This is a genomic window from Pseudomonas sp. P1.8 (assembly GCF_001269805.1).
GTDB lineage: Bacteria > Pseudomonadota > Gammaproteobacteria > Pseudomonadales > Pseudomonadaceae > Aquipseudomonas.
On record NZ_LHVM01000025.1, the window covers coordinates 20,599 to 42,263 of the forward strand.

The 21,665-nt window shown below is 60.0% G+C and carries 16 protein-coding genes and 2 pseudogenes; 9 read left to right on the forward strand and 9 right to left on the reverse strand.

Going from position 1 to position 21,665, the window contains the following annotated elements; all coding sequences use genetic code 11:
• Window positions 1-34: 34 nt before the first annotated feature.
• The 3 genes from mgrA to AD668_RS27345 are packed head-to-tail and all read right to left on the reverse strand — an operon-like array spanning window position 35 to window position 4,655.
• Entirely contained in the window at window positions 35-1,072 is a 1,038-nt protein-coding gene (mgrA, locus tag AD668_RS27335; protein ID WP_053164163.1) for an L-glyceraldehyde 3-phosphate reductase, read from the reverse strand.
• Window positions 1,069-2,433, reverse strand: a complete 1,365-nt coding sequence (locus AD668_RS27340; RefSeq protein ID WP_053164165.1) for an LLM class flavin-dependent oxidoreductase — start codon at window positions 2,431-2,433, stop codon at window positions 1,069-1,071. The genes mgrA and AD668_RS27340 overlap by 4 nt, the downstream gene beginning before the upstream one ends.
• Before the next feature lie 2 nt (window positions 2,434-2,435).
• Window positions 2,436-4,655, reverse strand: coding sequence for a TonB-dependent receptor (locus AD668_RS27345; protein ID WP_053164167.1), 2,220 nt, complete (start codon window positions 4,653-4,655; stop codon window positions 2,436-2,438).
• A gap of 205 nt (window positions 4,656-4,860) precedes the next feature.
• On the opposite strand from AD668_RS27345, the gene AD668_RS27350 reads away from it, so the two are divergent.
• Window positions 4,861-5,901, forward strand: a complete 1,041-nt coding sequence (locus AD668_RS27350) for a LacI family DNA-binding transcriptional regulator (protein WP_053164169.1) — start codon at window positions 4,861-4,863, stop codon at window positions 5,899-5,901.
• 109 nt (window positions 5,902-6,010) lie between these two features.
• Here AD668_RS27350 and AD668_RS27355 read toward each other — a convergent pair whose 3' ends face one another.
• Both AD668_RS27355 and AD668_RS27360 read right to left on the reverse strand, forming a co-directional pair.
• Window positions 6,011-6,496 carry a tripartite tricarboxylate transporter TctB family protein gene (locus tag AD668_RS27355; protein WP_053164171.1) on the reverse strand — a complete coding sequence of 162 codons (486 nt, stop codon included), beginning with the start codon at window positions 6,494-6,496 and terminating at the stop codon, window positions 6,011-6,013.
• Window position 6,497: 1 nt separating this feature from the next.
• Complete coding sequence (locus AD668_RS27360) at window positions 6,498-7,463, reverse strand: tripartite tricarboxylate transporter substrate binding protein (RefSeq protein WP_053164173.1); 966 nt, start codon at window positions 7,461-7,463, stop codon at window positions 6,498-6,500.
• Between the two features lie 331 nt (window positions 7,464-7,794).
• Here AD668_RS27360 and AD668_RS27365 point away from each other — a divergent pair, with 331 nt between their 5' ends.
• Window positions 7,795-10,179, forward strand: coding sequence for a DUF3772 domain-containing protein (locus tag AD668_RS27365; protein WP_053164175.1), 2,385 nt, complete (start codon window positions 7,795-7,797; stop codon window positions 10,177-10,179).
• A 108-nt stretch (window positions 10,180-10,287) separates the two neighbouring features.
• On the opposite strand, the gene AD668_RS27370 is transcribed toward AD668_RS27365, so the two are convergent.
• The 4 genes from AD668_RS27370 to feaR form a co-directional block, all read right to left on the reverse strand.
• A complete protein-coding gene (locus AD668_RS27370) occupies window positions 10,288-11,778 on the reverse strand; it encodes an aldehyde dehydrogenase family protein (protein ID WP_053164176.1) in 1,491 nt (496 codons plus the stop codon).
• Window positions 11,779-11,931: 153 nt separating this feature from the next.
• The gene (locus AD668_RS27375; RefSeq protein ID WP_053164178.1) at window positions 11,932-12,321 is read right to left on the reverse strand and encodes a cytochrome c family protein; all 390 of its coding nucleotides are present in this window, start codon (window positions 12,319-12,321) and stop codon (window positions 11,932-11,934) included.
• A 218-nt stretch (window positions 12,322-12,539) separates the two neighbouring features.
• Window positions 12,540-12,758, reverse strand: a complete 219-nt coding sequence (locus AD668_RS27380) for a hypothetical protein (protein ID WP_256220801.1) — start codon at window positions 12,756-12,758, stop codon at window positions 12,540-12,542.
• A gap of 537 nt (window positions 12,759-13,295) precedes the next feature.
• A complete protein-coding gene (gene feaR, locus AD668_RS27385; RefSeq protein ID WP_053164180.1) occupies window positions 13,296-14,204 on the reverse strand; it encodes a transcriptional regulator FeaR in 909 nt (302 codons plus the stop codon).
• Window positions 14,205-14,485: 281 nt separating this feature from the next.
• On the opposite strand from feaR, the gene AD668_RS27390 reads away from it, so the two are divergent.
• From AD668_RS27390 to phnE, 7 genes and pseudogenes are all read left to right on the forward strand, one after another.
• A complete protein-coding gene (locus tag AD668_RS27390) occupies window positions 14,486-15,808 on the forward strand; it encodes a hypothetical protein (RefSeq protein ID WP_053164182.1) in 1,323 nt (440 codons plus the stop codon).
• A gap of 273 nt (window positions 15,809-16,081) precedes the next feature.
• Window positions 16,082-17,131: pseudogene (locus AD668_RS30425) on the forward strand (HAMP domain-containing protein); the annotation flags it as partial.
• Between the two features lie 261 nt (window positions 17,132-17,392).
• Window positions 17,393-17,989: pseudogene (locus AD668_RS30430) on the forward strand (methyl-accepting chemotaxis protein); the annotation flags it as partial.
• A gap of 319 nt (window positions 17,990-18,308) precedes the next feature.
• Window positions 18,309-19,160: a putative selenate ABC transporter substrate-binding protein gene (locus AD668_RS27400; protein WP_053164186.1), complete on the forward strand. Its 852-nt coding sequence runs from the start codon at window positions 18,309-18,311 to the stop codon at window positions 19,158-19,160.
• Window positions 19,157-19,954 (forward strand): phosphonate ABC transporter ATP-binding protein, encoded by a 798-nt coding sequence (locus AD668_RS27405; protein WP_053164187.1) that lies wholly within the window; start codon window positions 19,157-19,159, stop codon window positions 19,952-19,954. The genes AD668_RS27400 and AD668_RS27405 overlap by 4 nt, the downstream gene beginning before the upstream one ends.
• A complete protein-coding gene (locus AD668_RS27410) occupies window positions 19,948-20,775 on the forward strand; it encodes an ABC transporter permease (RefSeq protein ID WP_053164190.1) in 828 nt (275 codons plus the stop codon). The genes AD668_RS27405 and AD668_RS27410 overlap by 7 nt, the downstream gene beginning before the upstream one ends.
• Window positions 20,772-21,539 (forward strand): phosphonate ABC transporter, permease protein PhnE, encoded by a 768-nt coding sequence (phnE, locus tag AD668_RS27415; protein WP_053164192.1) that lies wholly within the window; start codon window positions 20,772-20,774, stop codon window positions 21,537-21,539. The genes AD668_RS27410 and phnE overlap by 4 nt, the downstream gene beginning before the upstream one ends.
• Window positions 21,540-21,665 lie beyond the last annotated feature (126 nt).

Consider the following 21,665-nt stretch of genomic DNA (forward strand, 5'->3'; position numbering starts at 1 on the left):
TTGAAATCCGGGAGAACGCCTGAGTTGGGCTTATTTATTCAGCAGTCGACGGCCTTTCCCAAAGATTGATCCCGCCCTCTCGGGCAAATCGGTCAATCTCCGCCAGTTCCTGCGCGCTGAAACTGAGGTTCTTCAACGCCCCGACGTTCTCGATGATCTGCTCCGGCCGACTCGCACCAATCAATGCCGAAGTGACCCGAGGATCACGCAGGGTCCAGGCCAGCGCCAACTGCGCCAGACTCTGGCCACGACGCCTGGCGATTTCGTTGAGTGCCCGCACGTGGGAAATGTTGGCCTCGGACAAGTGCGACGCCTGCAACGAACCACCGCCCGGACGGTTGACCCGCGCATCCGCCGGCACGCCGTTCAGGTATTTGTCGGTCAGCAAGCCCTGGGCCAGCGGGGTGAAGGCAATCACACCGGTGCCGAGTTCGTCGGTGGTATCCAGCAGGTCTTTTTCCACCCAGCGATTGAGCAGGTTGTAGGCCGGCTGGTGAATCAGCAGCGGCACTTTCCACGCTTCGAGCAACGCCGCCATTTCACGGGTTTTCACCCCGGAATAGGACGAAATCCCGATGTACAGTGCCTTGCCCTGCTGCACCGCAGTCGCCAGCGCGCTGGCGGTTTCCTCCAGCGGCGTATCGGGGTCGAATCGGTGAGAGTAGAAAATGTCCACATACTCCAGGCCCAGGCGTTGCAGACTCTGATCGAGGCTGGCCAACACGTACTTGCGCGAGCCGCCGCCCTGACCGTAAGGGCCGGGCCACATGTCCCAACCGGCCTTGCTGGAGATGATCAATTCGTCGCGGTACTGCTTGAAATCTTCACGCAGCAGACGGCCAAAGTTGATCTCGGCGCTGCCATACGGCGGGCCGTAGTTGTTGGCCAGGTCGAAATGATTAATGCCCAGATCGAACGCCGTGCGCAGCAACGCACGCTGGGTGTCGAGCGGTGTGCTGTCGCCGAAGTTGTGCCACAGCCCCAGGGACAGCGCCGGCAGTACCAGGCCGCTGCGACCCACGCGGCGGTAAGGGATGGAGTCGTAGCGGTTTTGGGCAGCGATGTAAGTCATAGCGTTTTTTCCTGGTTGTCCGCAAATGGGTGTTGAGGCGGCCGTATGAATTTGTTTGATGGTCTGTCCAGCCCCAGGTTCTGGCGCAAAGTACGGCCTTCGTACTCGGTTCTGAAAAGCCCTCGACGTTGCAGCTCCGGCACTACTTCGTTGGCGAAATCCTCCAGACCACCAGGAAGGTGCGGCACCAGTACGTTGAAGCCATCGGCCGCACCTTGTTCGAACCATTGCTGCAGTCGGTCGGCGATCTGCACCGGTGTGCCCACCAGACTGTAATGACCGCGACCACCAGCAATTTTTCTACCCAGTTCGGCGAGACTGAGGTTTTCCCGTCCAGCCAACTCGGTCAGCAGTTTCTGCCGGCTCTGCTGGCCGCTTTCTGTGAGCGGCAAGTCCGGGAGCGGCCCGTCCAGTGGATACTTCGACAGGTCGAAATTGCCCAGCATACGCCCAAGCAGAGCAACGCCAACTTCAGGTTCGACCAATCGCTGAAAGGTTTGAAACTTTTCCTGCGCTTGCTCTTCAGTTGACCCGACCACGACAAAAACGCCGGGCATGATTTTCATCGAATCGTGGCTACGGCCGTACTGGCCCAAACGGCCCTTGAGATCGGCGTAAAACGCCTGGGCATTGGCCAACGACGTTTGCGCCGTGAATACCACCTCCGCCGTTTGCGCCGCCAGATCGCGTCCGGCCTCGGAAGATCCGGCCTGCACAATCACCGGATGCCCTTGCGGGGAGCGCGCAACATTCAGCGGGCCCTTCACCCGGAAGTGCTCACCGACATGATCCAGCACATGCAGCTTGGCCGGATCGTAATAGGCGCCGCTGGTCTTGTCGCGGATAAACGCGTCGTCGTCCCAGCTGTCCCACAGCCCCGTGACCACCTGATGGAACTCGCGAGCGCGGCTGTAGCGATCCGCGTGCCCAATGTGTTCGTCCCGGCCGAAATTTTGCGCTTCGGCAGCGTTATCCGAGGTCACCAGATTCCACCCCGCTCGCCCGCCGGACAGGTGATCCAAGGAAGCGAATTTACGCGCTACGTGGTACGGCTCGTTGTAGCTGGTGGTGGTCGTGGCGATCAGACCGATGTGTTCGGTGACCACACTCAAGGCTGACAGCAACGTCAGTGGCTCAAAGGAATCCGAGCGCGCCATACGGCTGGCAATCTCATCTCTGGGCGCGGCGACGTTATCGGCGAGGAACAAGGCGTCAAACTTCGCCGCTTCAGCAATCTGCGCCAGATGTCTGTAATGGGCGAAATCCAGTCCGGCGTCGGCCGACACTTCGGGGTGTCGCCAGGCGGCGATGTGGTGCCCGCCGGCCATTAGAAAGGCTCCCAGTTTGAGCTGTCGAGTCATGTTCAGAAGTCCTTGCGCAGTTGCACACCAAAGTAGCGTTCGTCGTCCCGTGGCACCGCGCGGTAGATGTAGCTGCCGCCAGTGGCCAGCATCGGTGAATAGGACTTGTCGGCGAGGTTTTTGCCCAGTAGCGCCACGCGCCAGCCGTTGTTGTAATCAGCCAGCGCGATGCTGGCATTCCAGATCCCGAATGCGCCCTGTTTGGTGTCGGGGTTCTGGCTGATGTCGTACTGCACTTCACTCTGCCAGCTGTAGTCGGTACCCAGTTCGACATCCAGACCGTTATCCAACGGGATGCTGTAGTCGGCGCGCACGTAGCTCTTCCAGTCCGGACTGTACGGAAGCGGCTTGCCATTGACGTTGCACGACGCGGCGGCACCCGACGGACAGGCAAACTCGTCGATGCGTGCATGGGTGTACGCCAGCGCGCCGGAAAACTTCAGTTGCCGGGTGGCCTGCAACGCGTAATCGAGTTCGACGCCTTCGGTACTGACACTGCCGGCGTTGATCAGACGGGTCACCACTTGCCCTGCCACGGTATCGAAGAAGTTCGCCTGGTAATTGTCGTACTCGCTGTGGAACACCGCGACGTTGGTGACCAGGCGGTTATTCCAGGACGTCGCTTTGACTCCCAGCTCCCAGTTGTTGGATGTTTCCGGCTTCAGCGCGTCGGTATCACGCGGCTGCATGTTGAAGAACACGTTGTAGGCCGGTCCTTTGTAACCACGTGAATAGGTCAGATAGCTGGTGACCGTGTCGCTCAGGTCGTACTGCAGGCCAAGTCGACCCGACCAGCCGTCTTCGTCCACTGATCCGGAACTGCTGGTGCCCGGCTGGATGCCGGTGACGGCGGTCGCTGAAGTGGAGACCCGACGGTGATCGTACTCCAGATCGTCATGCGTCCAGCGCAGGCCGGCGATACCGCGAAAGGTCGATGTGAAGTTCAACGTGCTTTCACCAAACACCGCATAGCTATCGTTGGTGGTGCCGTAATCGGCGACACCACGGTTGACGCTCGTGGGAGTGGTCAACGTGCGCTGATACGTTTCATCGTCCTTGCCGTGCATGTAAAACAGGCCACCCACGTACTCCAGGAACTCCCCCTTCGGTGATGCCAGGCGAAGCTCCTGCGAGTACTGATCGAAGGCCAGATCGCCTCTGTCGGCGGTGCCTGGAAATGCGGCGGTGACGGTACTCAGGCGATCGCCATCCTGATATTGGGTGTTATCCCAGCCACGCCACGCCGTGATCGAAGTCAGTGTGTAATTACCCAGGCTCCAGTCAAGTTGGCCAGAGAGGCCTTTGTTGATGTCTTCGACGTGGGTGCGCGTGTCAGTGTTGATCTTGCGGTTATCGCTGGACGCTCGCACCGGGTTCAACGCATTGGCAAAGGCCGGCGTCAGCGACTCGCTGACTACACCATTGGGTGCATCGTCATGGGACTGCATGTAGTCCGCGATGAAGGTGAACTTGAGGTCAGCGTCAGGCGTGAACTCCAGTTTGCCGCGTGCGCCTTTGTGGTTGTAGCCATTGACCTCCTGACCGTTGTGCTCGTTATCGACGTTGCCGTCATAGCTGCCGAACAAGGTGGTGATCGAGCCCTTCAAGGTGTCTGGAATCAGACTGCCGCCAAGACCGAAACGGGTACGGCTTTCGTTGCCACTGTAGTTGGACTGGTCTATGTAACCGCGGGTTTCGGCGGTCGGTGCCCGGCTGATGATGTTCAGTACGCCGGCCGAAGCGTTCTTGCCGAACAGCGTACCTTGCGGGCCACGCAGGACTTCGATCCGTTCCAGATCCAGCAGGTCGAGGGTCGTTTGACCAGGGCGAGCGTAGACCACGCCATCGATCACGGTAGCCACGGTCGGTTCAACGCCAGGGGAAGTGGAGATCGTCCCCACTCCACGCACGAACAACGAGGTGTCCTTGTTCGAAGCACCGGTACGAAAATTCAGCGACGGTACTTGCTGGACGATGCTCGATACGCTGTTACGGTTGTCTCGCTCCAGCTGCTCGCCATCGACGACTGACACCGCCACCGGGATTTTTTGCAGCGATTCTTCGCGACGAGTCGCGGTGACTGTGACGGATGTAAGCGTCGGCTCACTGTTGTCGGCGGCGAACGCATTACCAGACGGCAACACGGCCAAGCCGGTAAATAACCACCCCGCAGCGCGAATCGAATGCGCCAATGTGTTTCTTGCCCCAGGAAAATTGCCCATGGTCTACCCGCTCGAAAGTGTGCCCTGAACCGCTGCCGTTCTGCGACGACAGCGTCTGAAATATGTCTTGGGCATTCGCTCGAGCGAGTAGCAGACAAAACGCCTTGGTAGCGCTAACATCGACAGTATCAACAACCGCTACATAGATCGTCAAATACTAATAAATTAGTTTTATATATCTTTTAGTTTTTAAAAGGATTGCGAGTTGAGCGAAAATTTACCTCGTAAACGCCGAGGCGCCGGCCGCGTTACCCTCAACACCGTGGCGCGACAGGCCGGTGTCTCGGCCATCACCGTTTCGCGTTTTTTCAACCAGCCGGAACAGGTATCGCCTGAGCGACGCGAGCGCATCGCTGCCGTGGTCGCGCAATTGGGCTACGTGCCAAACCTGGTGGCCGGAGGATTAGCCTCGGCACGCGGCAAAATCGTCGGGATGGTGATCCCGAACATTTCCGGGCCGATCTTCGCCGACACTATTCAGGGTTTCAGCGACACGCTCAGTCGCAACGGTTATCAGCTGCTTTTGGCGTCGAGTTATTTCAGTGTCGAACAGGAAGAAAGTGCGGTGCGGGCGTTCCTTGGCTGGTCGCCGGCGGCGTTGGTATTGACCAGTCACTTTCACAGCGTTGGCACCGAAAAAATGATCGCTGAAGCGGACATCCCGGTGATTGAAACCTGGGACTACCAACCGGAGCGCGGGCCGATGCAGATCGGCTTTTCGCACTTTGACGTGGGCGTGACAGCCGCGCGCTACCTGCATGACAAGGGTTATCGGCGAATGGCCTTTGTGCAGAACAGTGCCGCCGGTGATTTCAGTGCGCTGGAGCGCCGCGATGGCTACATCAACTGTGTTCGCCAACTGGGCCTGGAGCCGTGGGTGTTTGCGCCGCCGGTGGGTCTGGCGCCGTTTGAAGCCGGAAAACAGGCGATGGAAGCGCTCATGCAGGCCCCTGCTCCACCGGATGCCATCATCTTTGCCAACGACAATCTCGCAGCCGGCGGATTGCTGGCGGGGCAACGCACAGGGCTGAGTATTCCCGGAGACTGTGCGGTGCTTGGGTTTGGCGATTACCCGTTTGCTGAAATGCTGCTACCGAGTTTGAGTACCATCAAACCACCTGCCCTGCAGATTGGTGTCATGGCAGCGACGCGAGTGCTGCAAAGCCTGGGAGTGCTGCCGGTGGAGGACGAGGTGCAGCGGATAAATCTGCTGGAGTGTCTGGTGATCGAACGGGAAAGTGCTTGAAAGCTCAATTGCATAAACGACCTGAAGACGCTTGATTATCTACCGCCGCGGGATACGGTGCGCCGCACCATCCCAGGCATGCAGGAATGTTTACGGTGTCGCTCTGCGTTCAAATCCAGGCATTGATCAGCGGCGGCAGAGACACGCCGAGTCCGGCGTTGAACAGCCAGTAGATCGGCAGGGTCAAGGCAATGCCGATGGCCAGGTCCCGAATCGGATGGCGGCTGCCAAAACCTCGTGCCGCACAGACAAACAACAACCCGGCGGCCAATACGAAGCCGATGACGTTGATCAGCAGCGCTACACCGAGAAGGCCGGCCGTGACCCACACCGCGCCGGCTTTGCCACCCGGCACGGTGACGGTTTGGGCGTTGTCCAGTTCGCGAAAGCCACCGGTGATCGCCTGATACCCCAGCAACACGCCCACTACGCCGAGAAACGCCGCAACCGCATAGGGATAAACGTAGGCCGGGAGGATGACGAAGCCCATTTCCGGCGGAAAGTGAAACGCGCCCAGCGCGAGCACGCTGCTGATGGCGATCAGGCCCAGGCTGATCGCCATCTGCGCCGGTACGACACTACGCACACCGGTCATTTCAAAGCAGCCCGACCTTGACCAGCATGGCGCGCAACCGTACGTGCTCCTCATCGACGAACTTGCCGAAGTCATCGCCGGTCAGCACGCTCGGTGTCCACGCATTGGTCTGGATGTTGTCCTGCCAGATTTTGCTGTTGCTGGCGGCGACCACCGCGTCGGTCACTTCTTTACGCTGCTCGGGCGTGAGGCCCGCCGCCCCGTATACACCGCGCCAGTTGCCGATGATCACGTCGTAGCCGCTTTCCTTGAGCGTCGGTGCATCAATCCCGGGGACCCGTTCCGGCGCGCCGATGGCCAGAACACGGAATTGTCCGGCCTTGATGTATTGACCCAACTCGGCGTAACCGCCTGTGATCACCTTGAGTTGGCCACCCAGCGCCTGGGCAACCACTTCACCGCCTCCGCCAAAGGCCACGTAGTTCACCTTGTTGACCGGGACATCCAGTTTGCCCGCCAGCTCGGCGATGCCGATGTGGTCAATCGAACCCTTGGAGCCACCGCCCCAGGTGATGCGGGTCGGTTTGTCCTTGAAAGCTTTGATCAGGTCGTCGAGGGTCTTGAATTCGGACTCCTTGCGCACGGCCAGCACGTTGTACTCGGTGAACAACCGGGCAATCGGTGTCACATCCTTCAAGGTGATTTGCGGTTTGTTCTGCTCGATGCCCGCAACCATGATCGCACCCACCACCAGCAACGCATTCGGATCGCCCTTGGTGCTGTTGGCAAACTGCGCCAGGCCGAGTGTTCCTCCAGCGCCGCCTTTGTTTTCGAAGGTCACGGATTTCGCGGCACTGGCTTCGATCAACGCTTTGCCCAGTACCCGTGCGGTCTGGTCATAACCACCACCGACCGAGCCCGGGGCCATGAATTTGACGGTATCCAACGCAAAGGCAGGCGTGACGAGAGCCGCCGCGGTGACGCCAGCCGCCACAAACTGACTGAATCGACGGAGCAAAACGGACATGAGTGACTCTCCCGAATGAACTGTTTTTATAGGTGCCGCTTGTCCATCGATGCGCAAGTCTCTGCGGCTCATTTGAACATTGGCCTGCGGACAAGCGTAGGCCATGGCGCCGAGGACCGCCTGCCCTCGGCCGGCACCTCCTGCCCGGGTCGGTCGCCGCCCTGCTGTTGATCGTCCCGGGCGGCTTGATGATGTTTTGCGCCCCCTCATGACTTCGTCACCAACGACATCTTCCACCTGAAACTGTGCCTGTTCGATCGAAAACGCTCAAGAATGCGTGTCATGACCTAACCTCTTAGGTTCAGTGACCCAACATCCATCGAGCACGCCTATGTGCAATGCATTGAAATCAGTGATGTTCGTCGTCATCGCGCTATTGGGACTGCACGGTCCGATGGTGTCAGCCGCGACCTCACTGGACGCGCCAGCCGACCGCGTAGCCCCGGCCTCCGTCAGCATTTCCGACAGCGATTTACAGACGCTGCAAAACCAGCTCGACAATCTCAAGCAGCAGGTTTCCCTGGCCGCCAACTACACCCAGCTGGAAGGTTCGCAAAATGTGGTGCAGGCGCTGATCCAGGAAGTGGATCGCCTGACGACAGCGCTGTTGCCCGAACAGGCTCAATTGCAGGCCCAACTCAATGTGCTGGGCCCGGTATCGAGCGATGAAGGCGGGTTGATCACATCAGCCATGGCATCACAAAGAGCCACGCTGAGCGAGCAGAAGCACAGGATCGACAACCAGCTCAAAACCCTGGCGACGCTGAAACAAAATGCTGCCGATCTCATCACCCAGATCGCCGGCATCCGGCGCAACTTGCTGGAAATCGAGGTCACCCAGAAGACCAGCAGCATCCTCAATCCACGTTTCTGGTCACCCTTGTTCGATCTGCCGCAGGACGACCGTCAACGGTTCAGTGCCCTTATCGAACAGCTCAAAGCTACGCATCAGGCCGCCTGGCAACCTGGTCAGCGCTTGATCACGACGGGCCTGCTATTGCTGGCCCTGATCATATGGACCGTGGGGCGAAGACTCGCCGACCGGGCGTTGACCTGGGTGTGCATTCACAGAATGCCGGAGGGACGATTGCGCCGTAGTTCCCTCGCCCTGGCCTCGGTCATGGCCACCGTATTGACCGCGGGCGCTGCCCTGGAACTCCTGCATTTTGCCGGCACTCGCCAGTTGCCTTATACACCGCTGGTTGCCGATCTGGCCGAATACCTGGAAAAACTGGCGTATACCTGTGTACTGATCACCGGATTGAGCCGTGCCCTGCTCTCGACTCAACACCCTACGTGGCGCCTGCCCGCCATTGCCGACCCCGTGGCGCTGGAGATCGAGCCCTACCCGAAAATACTGGCCGGCCTGTTGCTGTTGCTGGTCACGCTGGTGCAGATGGGCAATGTCACCGGTATGAGTTCCGAGATCGTACTGTTTGGTCGGGGCATCGTCGCCCTGGTGGTCACACTGGTGATCGGCTCTCTGCTGTTGCACGTCAGCAAGATCCGCCGCACGCTCGCGGCGGCGGGTGAAGCCCCCGAGGGCGTAACGACATTCGCAGGGCTGATTTATGCGTTTGCCGGCGTTTCCGTAGTGGTTTCCCTGTTCGCCCTGTTCATCGGCTACGTGACGCTGGCCAGGTTCATCACCTACGAACTGGTATGGATCTACATCATTTCCGCGGGTTTCTACATGCTCACCCAGGTGTATACCGACACCTGCGAGTATGTATTTTCACCCAGACAACCCACCGGCAAGTCCATCAAACAACTGCTGGGTATCGGCAACCCACGCCTGGAACAGATCTGCACTGTGCTGTCCGGCGCCGGTCGCGCCGCGCTGATGCTGATTGCAATCATCGCCCTGTTTGTCGGGGGGATCGGCACAACCCTCGGTCAATTGGTCACCAACACCCTGTCCATCCTTGGCGGCGAAGGGCTGCGCAAGCTCAACATCGTCCCGGACAACCTGCTGCACGCCTTTCTCGCCCTGGTGATCGGCATCTACCTGATTCGCTCGTTACGCCGTTGGCTGGACAACGAGTTCCTGCCGAAAACCGAAATGGACCCGGGCATGTGCGCCTCGCTGAGCACACTGTTCGCCAATATCGGTTATGCCTCGGTGGTGCTGCTGACACTGTCGTCGCTGGGGATCAAGTGGACCAACCTGGCGTGGATCGTCAGCGCCTTGTCGGTGGGTATCGGCTTCGGCCTGCAAGAGATCGTCAAGAACTTCATCTCCGGTCTGATCCTGTTGACCGAGCGCCCGGTGAAAGTTGGCGACCTGATCAGCATCAGCGGGGTCGAGGGGGACATTCGGCGGATCAACGTACGCGCCACGGAAATCCAGCTCGCCGACCGCTCGATCGTGATTGTGCCCAACTCGCAGCTGATTTCGCAGAACTTGCGTAACGTCACGCTCGGCGGCAGCGCCCAAGGGGTGGCGACACTGGAGTTGATGTTCCCGCTGGATATCGACCCGGAGCAAGTGCGCAACCTGCTGCTCGACACTTACACCGAACACGAGTCCATCCTGGAAAAACCGGCGTCGTTCGTGCGTTTCAGCCAACTCAAGCCCGAAGGCATCACGTTGACCATCACCGGTTACGTCGGTAGCCCGCGCATGGTCGGGGCGATCAAGAGCGAACTGTTGTTTGAAATTCTCAAGCGGCTGGGCGCCGCCGGGATCGAACTGGCGAAACCGCCAGCGGCGTAACGCACATCCCCGTAGGAGCTGCCGAAGGCTGCGATCTCTTGATCTTGTTTTTTACATCAAGATCAAGAGATCGCAGCCTCGTTACACTCGACAGCACCTACAGGCTCATCAATGCGCGATGCACACCGATTTAAGCTCGGTATAAGCCTCGATCACCGCACGACCGAACTCGCGGCCCATGCCCGATTGCTTGACGCCGCCGAATGGCATGGCCGGGTCGAGCAGTACGTGGGCGTTGACCCACACCGTACCGGCTTCAATGCGCGGCACCAGGTTCATGGCTTTGCCCAGGTCGTTGGTCCACAGGCTGGCGGCCAGGCCGTAGCGGTTGTCGTTGGCCAGTTCGATGACGGCGTCTTCATCGTCAAATGGCATCACACCCAACACCGGACCGAACACTTCTTCACGGGCCATGGCCATGCTGTGGTCGATGTCAGCCAGAATGGTCGGCTGCACAAAGAAGCCATCGCCTTCCAGCAACTCGCCACCGGTCACGACGCGCGCACCTTCCTGACGGGCCAGTTCGATGTGCTTGAGCACGCTTTGTTGTTGCTTGCGCGACACCAGCGGGTTGATCGCGGCTTCGCAGTTCATGCCGTCGCCGATCGGCATCGACGAAACAGCCGCCGCCAGGGCTTCAACGAATTGGTCGTGGATCGAGCGGTGCACGTAGAAACGCGAGGCTGCCGCGCACACCTGGCCGTTGTTCAGCAGACCGCCAAGGATCGCGCCTTGTACGGCTTTTTCGATGTCGGCATCGGCGAGCACGATCATCGGGTTCTTGCCGCCCAGTTCCAGGGAGAAACGTGTCATGTTCGCCATGCACGCCACGCCGACGCTTTTGCCTACAGCCGTGGAGCCGGTGAAGGAGACTTTGCTCACCAGCGGGTGCGCTGTCAGCACGCCACCGACCGAAGCACCGCCACCGGTGACGACGTTGAACACGCCAGCCGGAATGCCGGCTTCCAGAGCCAGTTCGGCCAGGCGCATGGCGGTCAGCGGGGTTTCCATTGCGGGTTTGATGATCACGGTGCAACCGGTGGCCAGCGCCGGCATGAGTTTCCACGCGGCGATCAGCAGCGGGAAGTTCCACGGCACGATGCCGACCACCACACCCACTGGCTCACGCTTGGTGAACGCGGTGAACTTGGCACCCGGTGGCAGCGGGATCGACACGTCGAAGGTCTGGCCTTCGATCTTGGTCGCCCAACCGGACATGTAGCGCATGAATTCCACGGTGGCGTTCAGGTCCAGCGCACGGGCCATGTTGATTGACTTGCCCTGGCTCAGGGTTTCCAGCTGGGCCAGTTCTTCGGCGTGCTCTTCGACCAGACGGGTGAAGTTCAGCAGGATGCGCTCACGGTCGGCCGGGCGCAGGCTCGACCACACACCGGATTTGAAAGCCTTGTGCGACGACTGCACGGCGCGCTCGACGATGTCCAGCGGCGCATCGAGGGTTTCGCACAGGGTTTTCCCGGTGGCCGGGTTGACCACGGCGATACGGTCGCCTTCGGCAAGTACCCATTGCCCGTCGATGAAGCAGCCATGCTCGCGTTCGAGGAATGCAACAACCTGCGGCAGAATTTCAACGTTGCTCATGAATCACCTTTCGTTCAATTGTAGGAGCCGGCTTGCCGGCGAAAGCGTTTTGGCTGACGGTGCAAGACTCAAGGCCGCCTTCGCTACGATGCGGCGACCCGACAAGCCAGCTCCTACAGGGGGTGGTTGGTTGTCAGTCGGTAATCCGCCTGATCAGTGTTGTTCTTTGAGGAAGCACACGACCGCCTGGCGATCGTCGGCGGATGCCAGGCCCATGTACGGCATATAGGTGCCGGGCACGAAGGCCTGGGGTTGGGTGATCAGTTGCGCAATGTTCTCGGCCTGCCAGCTGATGTCTTTGTCACGCATGGCCTGGGAGTAGCTGAAGCCTTCCAGCGAGCCCGACTTGCGCCCGTAAACACCCGACAGGTTCGGCCCCATCATGCCCATCGTGCCCTTGCTCACCGCGTGGCAGACGCCGCATTCATTAGCGAACACTTCAGCGCCACGGCGCGTGTCCGGCACACACTCGGCAGCAACGACCGCTTGAGCCAGGGTGAAGGACAGCAAACCAACCAAAGACAAACGCAACGAGGTGAACATAGGAAACGACCTTGAAAATCCACGCACCCGTCAGCAGACGAGCGCCAACACTAAAAATGCCGAGGCAACGGTGCTTCGACAGGTTGGTAGGGATTGTCGGTGGTCGCCGACACGCAGGTTTTGCCCTGCGTGCCAGTTGTGTTGGCGGTTGTGCCAGATTGCGGCCGCCCTGCCGGACGGTGACCTTTAATGGACCTAGCGCAAGGCCGCGGTTGTCCTCAGTATGTTAGTTCCAGAATGTCGTAGTCCGCTTCTGGCTTTAAGCCATGTTCTGACAACACCTCATCAAGTTCATCCGCCGGCATATTTTTATAGCGATTCAACTTGGCCAGTGCTCCCAGCAATGGAGGCGACCGATTTATCGACCTGCCACCCTTAGAAGTTTCTGAAGTACCAGAATCAAAATCAAGTATTTCGTAGCCAGGCATATTTAACATTAGGAAGTCCCTTTGCAGGGTCGGGTAGAGCATCCAGGCCGCCCCCTCCCCGATCTGCAATTCCGCTTTGCGCTTTTGAGAGTGCGGCTATGCTCAGTAATGAGCCATGTTCAAACTCATCGTCAAAACAAGGAACACTTCGAAAATATTCGCATTTCATTATTGAGTACTCGCCGATTAGAGGAAGCACCACTCGAATCAAGTGACACGCCTACATCTAATGACTTCAGAAGAAGTGTGCAAGAGAAGATTTTTTTGCGCGTAGGCACTTTCACTCAACAATAAAAGACACCTCCCACAAGATTTCAGGAAAGACACTTTGTCCAACAACACAAACTTAAAACAGCATCAGCGATGTTTTTTTCAAGACATTGAAAACAGGCGTCAAAGTTGACTACCCACTGAAACACAGCGAACGGTGCTGACCGTCATCCATCTGTAGGACGAAGCAGGAAACGTCCGATTTTTCAGAGAATTTATTTTTTGTGCTCTTTCATCTTTTTTTGCCATTGCTTTGAAAAAGCCTGACCGGATAAGTCAGCTCGCATACCGCTTGCGATACTCACCCGGCGAAACGCCAAACCGCGCCTTGAATGCCGTGGAGAAATAGCTCGAATCGTTGAAGCCCCATTCATAGCCCAGCGCACACAGCTTGCCCTCGCCCCAGGCATGGCGCAGTTGTTCGGCACAGAGGTCGAGGCGCCGGTTTTTCACGTATTGCGCGACCACCAGGCCGTGTCGGGAAAACAACCGGTACAAGCCGCGCACCGAGACGCCAATCCGGGTCGCCAGCCATTCCGGGCACAGTGCTTCGTCAGCGATATGCTCATCAATAAAGCGCAAGGCCTTGCGGAAAGTGCGTGCCTGCGGGGAGTCATCCGCGTCGCTCGCACCCATCGCCGGGCGCAGCAGGCTGATCACGGCGTCCAGCGTCGCTTCGCTTTCGGCGTGGCTGAGGCCCTGTTCCGTGGAACCGAGAATCAGGCGCTTGGCCAGCCCCGCCATAGGCGTCGAGGCCGGTATGCGCTGCGCCGGTTTGACCGTGGTGAAGCGCAGCTGCTGCTCCACTCGCTCGCGGGGCAGGATCAAGGACAACTGACGGGCGTTGTTGCGGTACACAAAGTTGCTCGGGCGCGTGGAATCGATCAGCGTGATATCCCCCGGCATCAGGGTGATGCAACTGCCCTGCTGCTCCATCACGGCCTCTCCGGCCAGCTGAAACGCCGCGTAATAATGCGCGCCCTCGCCCTGATCGATCTCATGCTGCGTGCGGAACAGACAGGCCTGGGACACGTCGACGAAACTCATCTTCAGTTCACCGCTGCGGTACTCATCGATGGAGCCGGCGAACTGCCCGCCCAACAGATTCGCACCGAAACGCCCGCAGACCTGATTGACCTTGTCGAGCCACTGATCAAAGCGCTCGTCCTGTTGTGCATTGCTCATCACAGCCTCATCCATCGCATTATTCGCTGCGAGGCGCCCTGCACTTTTCGTTCCCGCCCTGCGCCGCCAACAAACTTCACGACCGCCAGGCAAAAGCGTGCGCGATAACGGCGCAATGCTCCAACCAGCGCACCAAAACCTGACGGCATGGCAACACGCCATGCAATCTGGCATGCACAACCAACTAATTGGCAAACAGGGAAAAGGACAAATAAAAGTCGCGCCGTAGTATCCGGACAGACCGCAAACCTGCGCTCAAGAACAAGAACGGATGTCACACCATGCTCAAGTCCCCCTTGCTTCGTCTCTCGACGCTCGCGCTGATGATCAGTGCCGGTAATGCCGGTGCCTATGAACTCTACGCCGATGACGCCAGCCACCTGAACGCTACCCTGGAAGCCGTGTTCGGCATTTTCCACAGCCAGGAAAACTACGCCCTGTCCGGTCGCCTGGAAGAAGGCAACTCGTCGTGGCGCGAGGGCTACATCAAATACGGCTTGAGCTTCGATCAAGGCCTGGGCGGGATGGGTACCGCATACGGCGCGGGGAACATGCTCAGTTCCGGCACCTGGGGCGACGGCGACGCCGCAGGATTCAGCGATGGTTCGGAACGCACCACCAAGTTCGAAGACGCCTACCTCGGCTGGCGCTCGGCCGATCTGATCGGCGCGCTGGGCAGTGATGGCATCGACGTGTCTTTCGGTCGTCAGAACATCGTGGTCGGCGACGGTTTCCTGATCGACGGCGACGCACTGAACCTGGGTAAAGGCCTGGCCGACGGCGAATTCAACCGTGGCGGCGCCTACTACCTGGCGGCACGCAAGGCATTCGACGAGACGGCCGTGCTGCGTATCGGCGGCAAGGAAGGCTGGCGCAGTGACCTGATGTGGCTCAAGTCCAACAACCGCGGCCAGGCGATGACCGAAATGTACGTCGGCACCCTGGAGCACGTGGCCGAAGCCGGTACGGTTGGCCTGACCTACGTCGACACCACCGATGTCGACGAACAATACGCCTCGCCGATCCAGCTCGAACGCGACGGCATGAAAACCTACAGCCTGCGGGCGGCGGGCAACGCCGGAGTCAAAGACCTGTTCCTGTCCGGTGAATACGCCAAGCAGGACAAACCTCACACGTCCAGCGAAGACGCCTGGTACCTGGAAGCGGGTTGGACCTTCTCCGATGCGGTCTGGACACCTAGCGCCAGCTACCGCTACAGCCGTTTCTCGGAAGGCTACGACACCCTGTTCTACGGTTTCAGCCGTGGCTACGGCACCTGGTTCCAGGGCGAAGTGGCGGGCAACTACGCCGGGCCGTTCAACAGCAACTCGCGCATCCAGAACGTCACGCTGAAAGTCGCGCCGCTGGAAAACCTGAGCGTTGGCGCGATGTACTTCAACTTCGACACCATCGACCGCAACCTCGGCAACACCGATGGCCACGAAGTCGACCTGTACGCCGAATGGCATGTCAACGACCACCTGACCGTAATGCCGCTGGTGGGTATCTACCAAGCAGACAAGAGCGCTGAAAACGGTGGTACCCAACTGGGTAACAACGACCAGAACGTCTACGCCCAAGTGGTGTTCGCCACCGGTTTCTAATCTCGGCCGTGGGCAGTGGACCTGCCATTGCCCACGTGGAAAAAGGTATTTCCAATGCACAAAACATTCCTGACGATCCAGAGCAAGATCGCCCTGCTCGCCGGTCTCTGCCTGCTGTTGGTCGTGGGCTTGTTGATGGGATTGTCGCTTTATCAAACCCACCAGAGCAGCCAGCAAGTGGCCGAGGCCAGCAGCGACATGCTCGCCAGCGCCGCCAAGGAACACATGCAAGCCCTCGGTACGGTCCAGGCCATGCAAGTGCAGCGCACTTTCATGCAGACCCACGAATACGGCCAGGGTTTATCGCGTTATTTGCTCTACCTGCGACAACTGCAACACCAGGGCAATCTGACCCGCCAACAACTGCGCCAGGAGCTGAGCACCCAGCTTCATCAGGCACTCATCGACAAGCCCGACCTGCTCGGGCTTTATGTCATTTTCGAACCCGATGGACTGGATGGCGCCGACGCCGGTTTCGTCGGTCAGGCCGCGTTTGGCAGCAACGAAACCGGGCGCTTCGCCCTGTATTGGGTGCAAAGCAAGCCCGGTGAACTGCAAGCGGTCATCGGCGATGAAGGCCTGCTCGCCAACACCGAACCGGGGCCGAGCGGCGCGCCGTACAACGCTTTCTACACCTGTGCCCGCGACACCCGTCAGGCCTGTGTGCTGGAGCCGTATTTCGACGAGGCATCGGGCAGTCGCAAACTGGTGACCAGCGTTGCCTTCCCGCTGCTGGAAAACGGCAAAGTCATCGCCGTCGTCGGTCTCGACATCAACCTCGCTGCCTTGCAACAAAACAGTGAAGCCAGCGCCCACGAACTGTTTGATGGCAATGGCCAGATCAGCATCGTCAGCCCGCGCGGTGTGATTTCTGCCAATAGCCAGGACGTTAGTCGCCTCGGTCAGCCGATGGACAATGCCGAGGTGTTGGACAGCTTGCGACAAGGGCAACCGAAGGTGTTTGTCGACGCGCAGCAGATCAAGGTCCTTGAACCACTGGCGCCGATTGCCGGGGCTGCGCCGTGGGGCGTTTTGGTGGGTGTACCGCAGAGCGTGTTGCTGGCACCGGTCACCACGCTGCAAAAAGAACTCGACGCTCAAGGCGTGCAAAGCACCGCACTGGAACTGCTGCTCGGTGGCGGCTCTGCCCTGCTCGGCCTGCTGTTGATCTGGTACACAGCGCTGCGCATCACCCGGCCGCTGCAAGTGCTGACCCGGGTCATGGAAGACATTTCCCTTGGTGAAGGCGACCTGACTCGTCGCCTGCAAGTGCAATCGCGGGATGAAATCGGCCAACTGGCGACTGCCTTCAACCGCTTTGTCGAGCGCATTCACCACTCGATGCGCGAAGTGGCCTGCGCGGCAGTGGGCGTCAATGAAGGCGCCCGGCGCGTGCTGGTGGCGTCGAACTCGTCCCTGAGCAATTTCGACGATCAATCCACCCGCACCAACAGCGTGGCGGCGGCCATCAACCAACTGGGTGCAGCCGCCCAGGAGATCGCCCATAACGCCTCCGATGCTTCGCAACAGGCATCCTCCGCGCGCCAACAAGCCGAAGATGGACGCCAGGTGGTCGAGCGCACGATCGAAGTAATGAATGAGCTGTCCGGCAAAATCCGTGCGTCGTGCGCCAACATCGAAGTGCTCAACGACAAGACCGTGAACATCGGGCAGATCCTCGAAGTGATCAAGGGCATTTCCCAGCAAACCAACCTGCTGGCGCTCAACGCCGCGATTGAAGCGGCGCGGGCCGGTGAAGCGGGCCGTGGTTTTGCGGTGGTGGCGGACGAAGTGCGCAGTCTGGCCGGACGCACCCAGACCTCGGCGCTGGAAATCCAGCAGATGATCGAAGAGCTGCAAGTGGGCGCACGGGATTCGGTCGCCACCATGACCGAAAGCCAACAGCACAGCGAAGAAAGCGTGACCATCGCCAACCTCGCCGGCACCTGCCTGGGCAGCGTGACCCAACGCATCGGCGAGATCGACAACGTCAACCAGTCGGTCGCGGCGGCTACCGAGGAACAGACAGCAGTGGTCGAGGCGTTGAATGTCGACATCACCCGGATCAACACCCTGAACCTGCAAGGGGTGGAGAATCTGCAATCGACATTACGCGCTTGCACCGAGCTGGAGCAGCAGGCCGGGCGGTTGAATCAGTTGGTGGGGAGTTTTCGGATCTGAGATCCGGGTGGCCTGACCGGCGCCGTTATCGCGCGCAGGCTCGCTCCTGCAGTGGATTTTTAGCGCACACATTACGCGTGTTCATTGAAAATCCCTGTGGGAGTGCCGGTCTGCAAGCTGACAGTCGCAAGCGCCACTGCGTCATCACGAGCGAACGCCCTCCCTCCGATTTTACGCGCTGACTGCAGGCCGAAGGCTGGTCAACCCCGCAAGAGTCCCTATAATCGCGGCGTTTTCGTCTAACCTCACGGAGCGTCGTGTCGCAATCAGCTTGTGCGGGGCGCATCGACATTTTTCCGCTATTGAACCGGAGAACTTCATGCTCAAACGTACCCTGGCATTGGCCGTCGGCCTGACCTTGTCCCTTTCCTCCTTGTTGGCGCAGGCTGCCGACACCCTGAAAGTCAGCGCCATTCCTGACGAAGCCCCCACCGAACTGCAGCGCAAATTCAAGCCGCTGGGCGAATACCTGGAGAAGCAGCTGGACATGAAGGTCGAGTTCGTCCCGGTATCCGACTACCCCGCCGTGGTCGAAGCGTTGGCCACCGACCGCATCGACATGGCCTGGCTGGGCGGCTTCACCTTCGTGCAGGCGCGACTGAAAACCGGCAACGCCATTCCCCTGGTTCAGCGTGAACAAGATGCCCAGTTCACCAGCAAATTCATCACCGCCGACCCGAACGTCAAATCCCTGGCCGACTTGAAGGGCAAGTCCTTCGCCTTCGGTTCGGTATCCTCCACCTCGGGCAGCCTGATGCCGCGTTACTTCATGCTCAAGGATGGCATCAAGCCGGAAACCTGGTTCAGCCGCGTGGGTTACTCGGGCGCCCATGACGCCACGGTCGCCTGGGTCCAGGCCGGCAAAGTGGACGCCGGCGTACTCAATGCCAGCGTCTGGGAAAAACTGGTCAAGGCCGGCAAGGTCGACACCGACAAGGTCAAGGTCTTCGCCACCACGCCGGCCTACTTCGACTACAACTGGACGGTACGCGGTACGCTCGACCCGGCCCTTGCCGACAAGATCAAAAAGGCTTTCCTGGCGCTGGACCCGGCCAATCCGGAGCAAAAAGCGATTCTGGATTTGCAGGCCGCCAGCCGTTTCATCGAGACCAGCCCTGAGAACTACAAGGGCATCGAGGAAGCCGCACGCGCCGCCGACCTGCTGAAATGACCTTGCATCTGACTCAGGTCAGCCTCACGCACGCCAATGGCGTGCGTGCGCTGGACACTATCGATTTGCACATCGGTGCCGGTGAGCAAGTGGCGATTATCGGCCCGTCCGGTGCGGGCAAGTCGAGCCTGCTCAACCTGTTGGCCACCGCCCTGCGCCCGAGCAGTGGCGCGATCGAGGTGCTCGACGCGCAAGCCTGGCAGCTCAGCGCCCACCAGCGTCAGCGCTTGCGCGCGAGGATCGGCCTGGTGCATCAATCGCCACCCCTGCCTCCGCGCCAACGCGTGATCACCGCCGTGCTGGCCGGCAAACTGGGTCAGTGGGGTTTTGCCAAAAGCCTGCTGAATCTGGTGCATCCGCTGGACATTCCCGGTGCGCGGGCGGCGCTCGCCCGGCTGGACCTGGGTGACAAACTGTTCGCCCAGTGCCAGCAACTGTCCGGCGGCCAACTGCAACGTGTGGGCATTGCCCGGGTGCTGTATCAGGCGCCCGAAGTGCTACTGGCCGATGAACCGGTCTCGGCAATGGACCCTGTTTTGGCCGCACACACGCTGTCGACGCTCTGTCGCCATGCAAAAGAGCACCGTGTGACGCTGGTCGCCAGCCTGCATGCGGTGGATCTGGCCCTGTCGCACTTCTCACGGATCATCGGCTTGCGCGACGGTCAGGTCTTTTTCGATCTGCCCGCCAGCGACGTCGATCACGATCTGCTCGACGGGCTCTACGCCAACGAACAACTGCAATCCCCGCCCGTTCCCGTGGCGCCTTTGAGTGTGCAGATTCCCCGATGCTGAAGCGTGATACGCGGGACCCGTCCGCCCTGCCTCGGTTGCTGCTCAGCCTGTTGGCGATTGCGCTGCTGTGGCCGGGCATCCGTTTCAGTGAGCTGGACCCGGGCGTACTGTTCATGGCTGACAGCCAGAGTGAGATGGGCCGTTTTGTTGCAGCCTTCTGGCCCCCCGCCCATGGTGAAGAGTTCCTCCAATTGCTGTGGCAAGCCACCTTGCAGACACTGGCCATTGCCACCGCCGGCATGGCCCTGGCCTTGCTGTTGGCCGTACCTGCGAGCCTGCTGGCGAGTCGGGCGCTGTCGCTGTCGGCGGCTTCGCGCAGCGGACGCCCGAGCCTGCTCGGTCGATTGCTGCGCTGGCCGGTACGCGGGCTGTTGATCTTCCTGCGCAGCGTGCCGGAAATCGTCTGGGCGCTGCTGTTCGTCCGTGCTGTGGGCCTTGGACCCACGGCCGGGGTGCTGGCCATCGCCATCACTTACAGCGGCATGCTCGGCAAGGTCTACGCGGAAATTTTCGAGTCGGTCGACCAGCGCCCCGCCCATGCCTTGCTGCAAGCAGGCAGCAGTCGCTTGGCCGCCTTCTGCTACGGCATCCTGCCCAATGTGGCGGCGGAGCTGCTGTCCTACACGGTGTACCGCTGGGAATGCGCGATCCGCGCCTCGGTGGTGATGGGATTCGTCGGCGCAGGCGGCCTGGGCCAGCAAATCGATCTGTCGTTGCGCATGTTCGCCGGTGGTGAAGTGGCGAGCATGCTGCTGACGTTCTTTGTCCTGGTGTTGTTCGCCGATCAGATCAGCCGCCTGCTGCGTTGGAGGTTCGCATGAATCGCCTGATCAACCTGATGCTGATCGCGCTGATCGTCGCCGCGGCCATCGCCTCGTTCAGCTACCTGGGTCTGGATCTGGGAGAACTGGCGGGCAGCGGCAACCTCAACCACATGGGCGCTTACGTGCTGCGCTTTCTCAGCCCGGACCTGAGCGCCGGTCACTTGCAAGCCATCGTTCGTGGTGCTGTGGAAACCCTTGCCATGTCCGCCTTGGGCACCTTGCTGGCGGCGGTGTTCGGGCTGGTATTGGCCCTGCCCGCGGCCGGGCGTTTCGGCTGGCCGTTGCAGAGCGCGTCGCGCCTTGTGCTCAATGCCCTGCGCGCCATTCCTGAACTGGTGTGGGCCGCGTTGATGGTGTTGGCGGCCGGTCTCGGCCCGAACGCCGGCACGTTGGCATTGGCCATGCACACCACCGGCGTACTCGGTCGCCTGTTCGCCGAAGCGCTGGAAAACACCCCGCCGGAACCGGCCGAAGCGATTCGTTTGCAGGGCGGTAACATCGTCTCGGCGTTCTGCTACGGCACCCTGCCCAACCTGTTCCCCCAGTTGCTGGCGTACATTCTGTACCGTTGGGAAAACAACATCCGCATGGCCAGCGTGCTTGGCTTCGTTGGTGCCGGCGGCTTGGGGCAGATGCTCTATGTCAGCCTCAGCCTGTTCCAGGAAGCCCAGGCCAGCACGGTGATTCTGGCCATGTTGCTGTTGGTGTTTGCGGTCGACGGCCTGAGCAGCTGGAGTCGCCAGCGCTGGGTCAAGGCGTGATGGGGAATTGCACAGGCTTGTTCGACTGATCAGTCAGCAAGGCACGTTTTCATCCCCTGGTTTTAAAAGGTGAAGCTTCACTCGATAACAGGCGAAGTCTCGACCGAACCCTCCAACGGAGTGTTC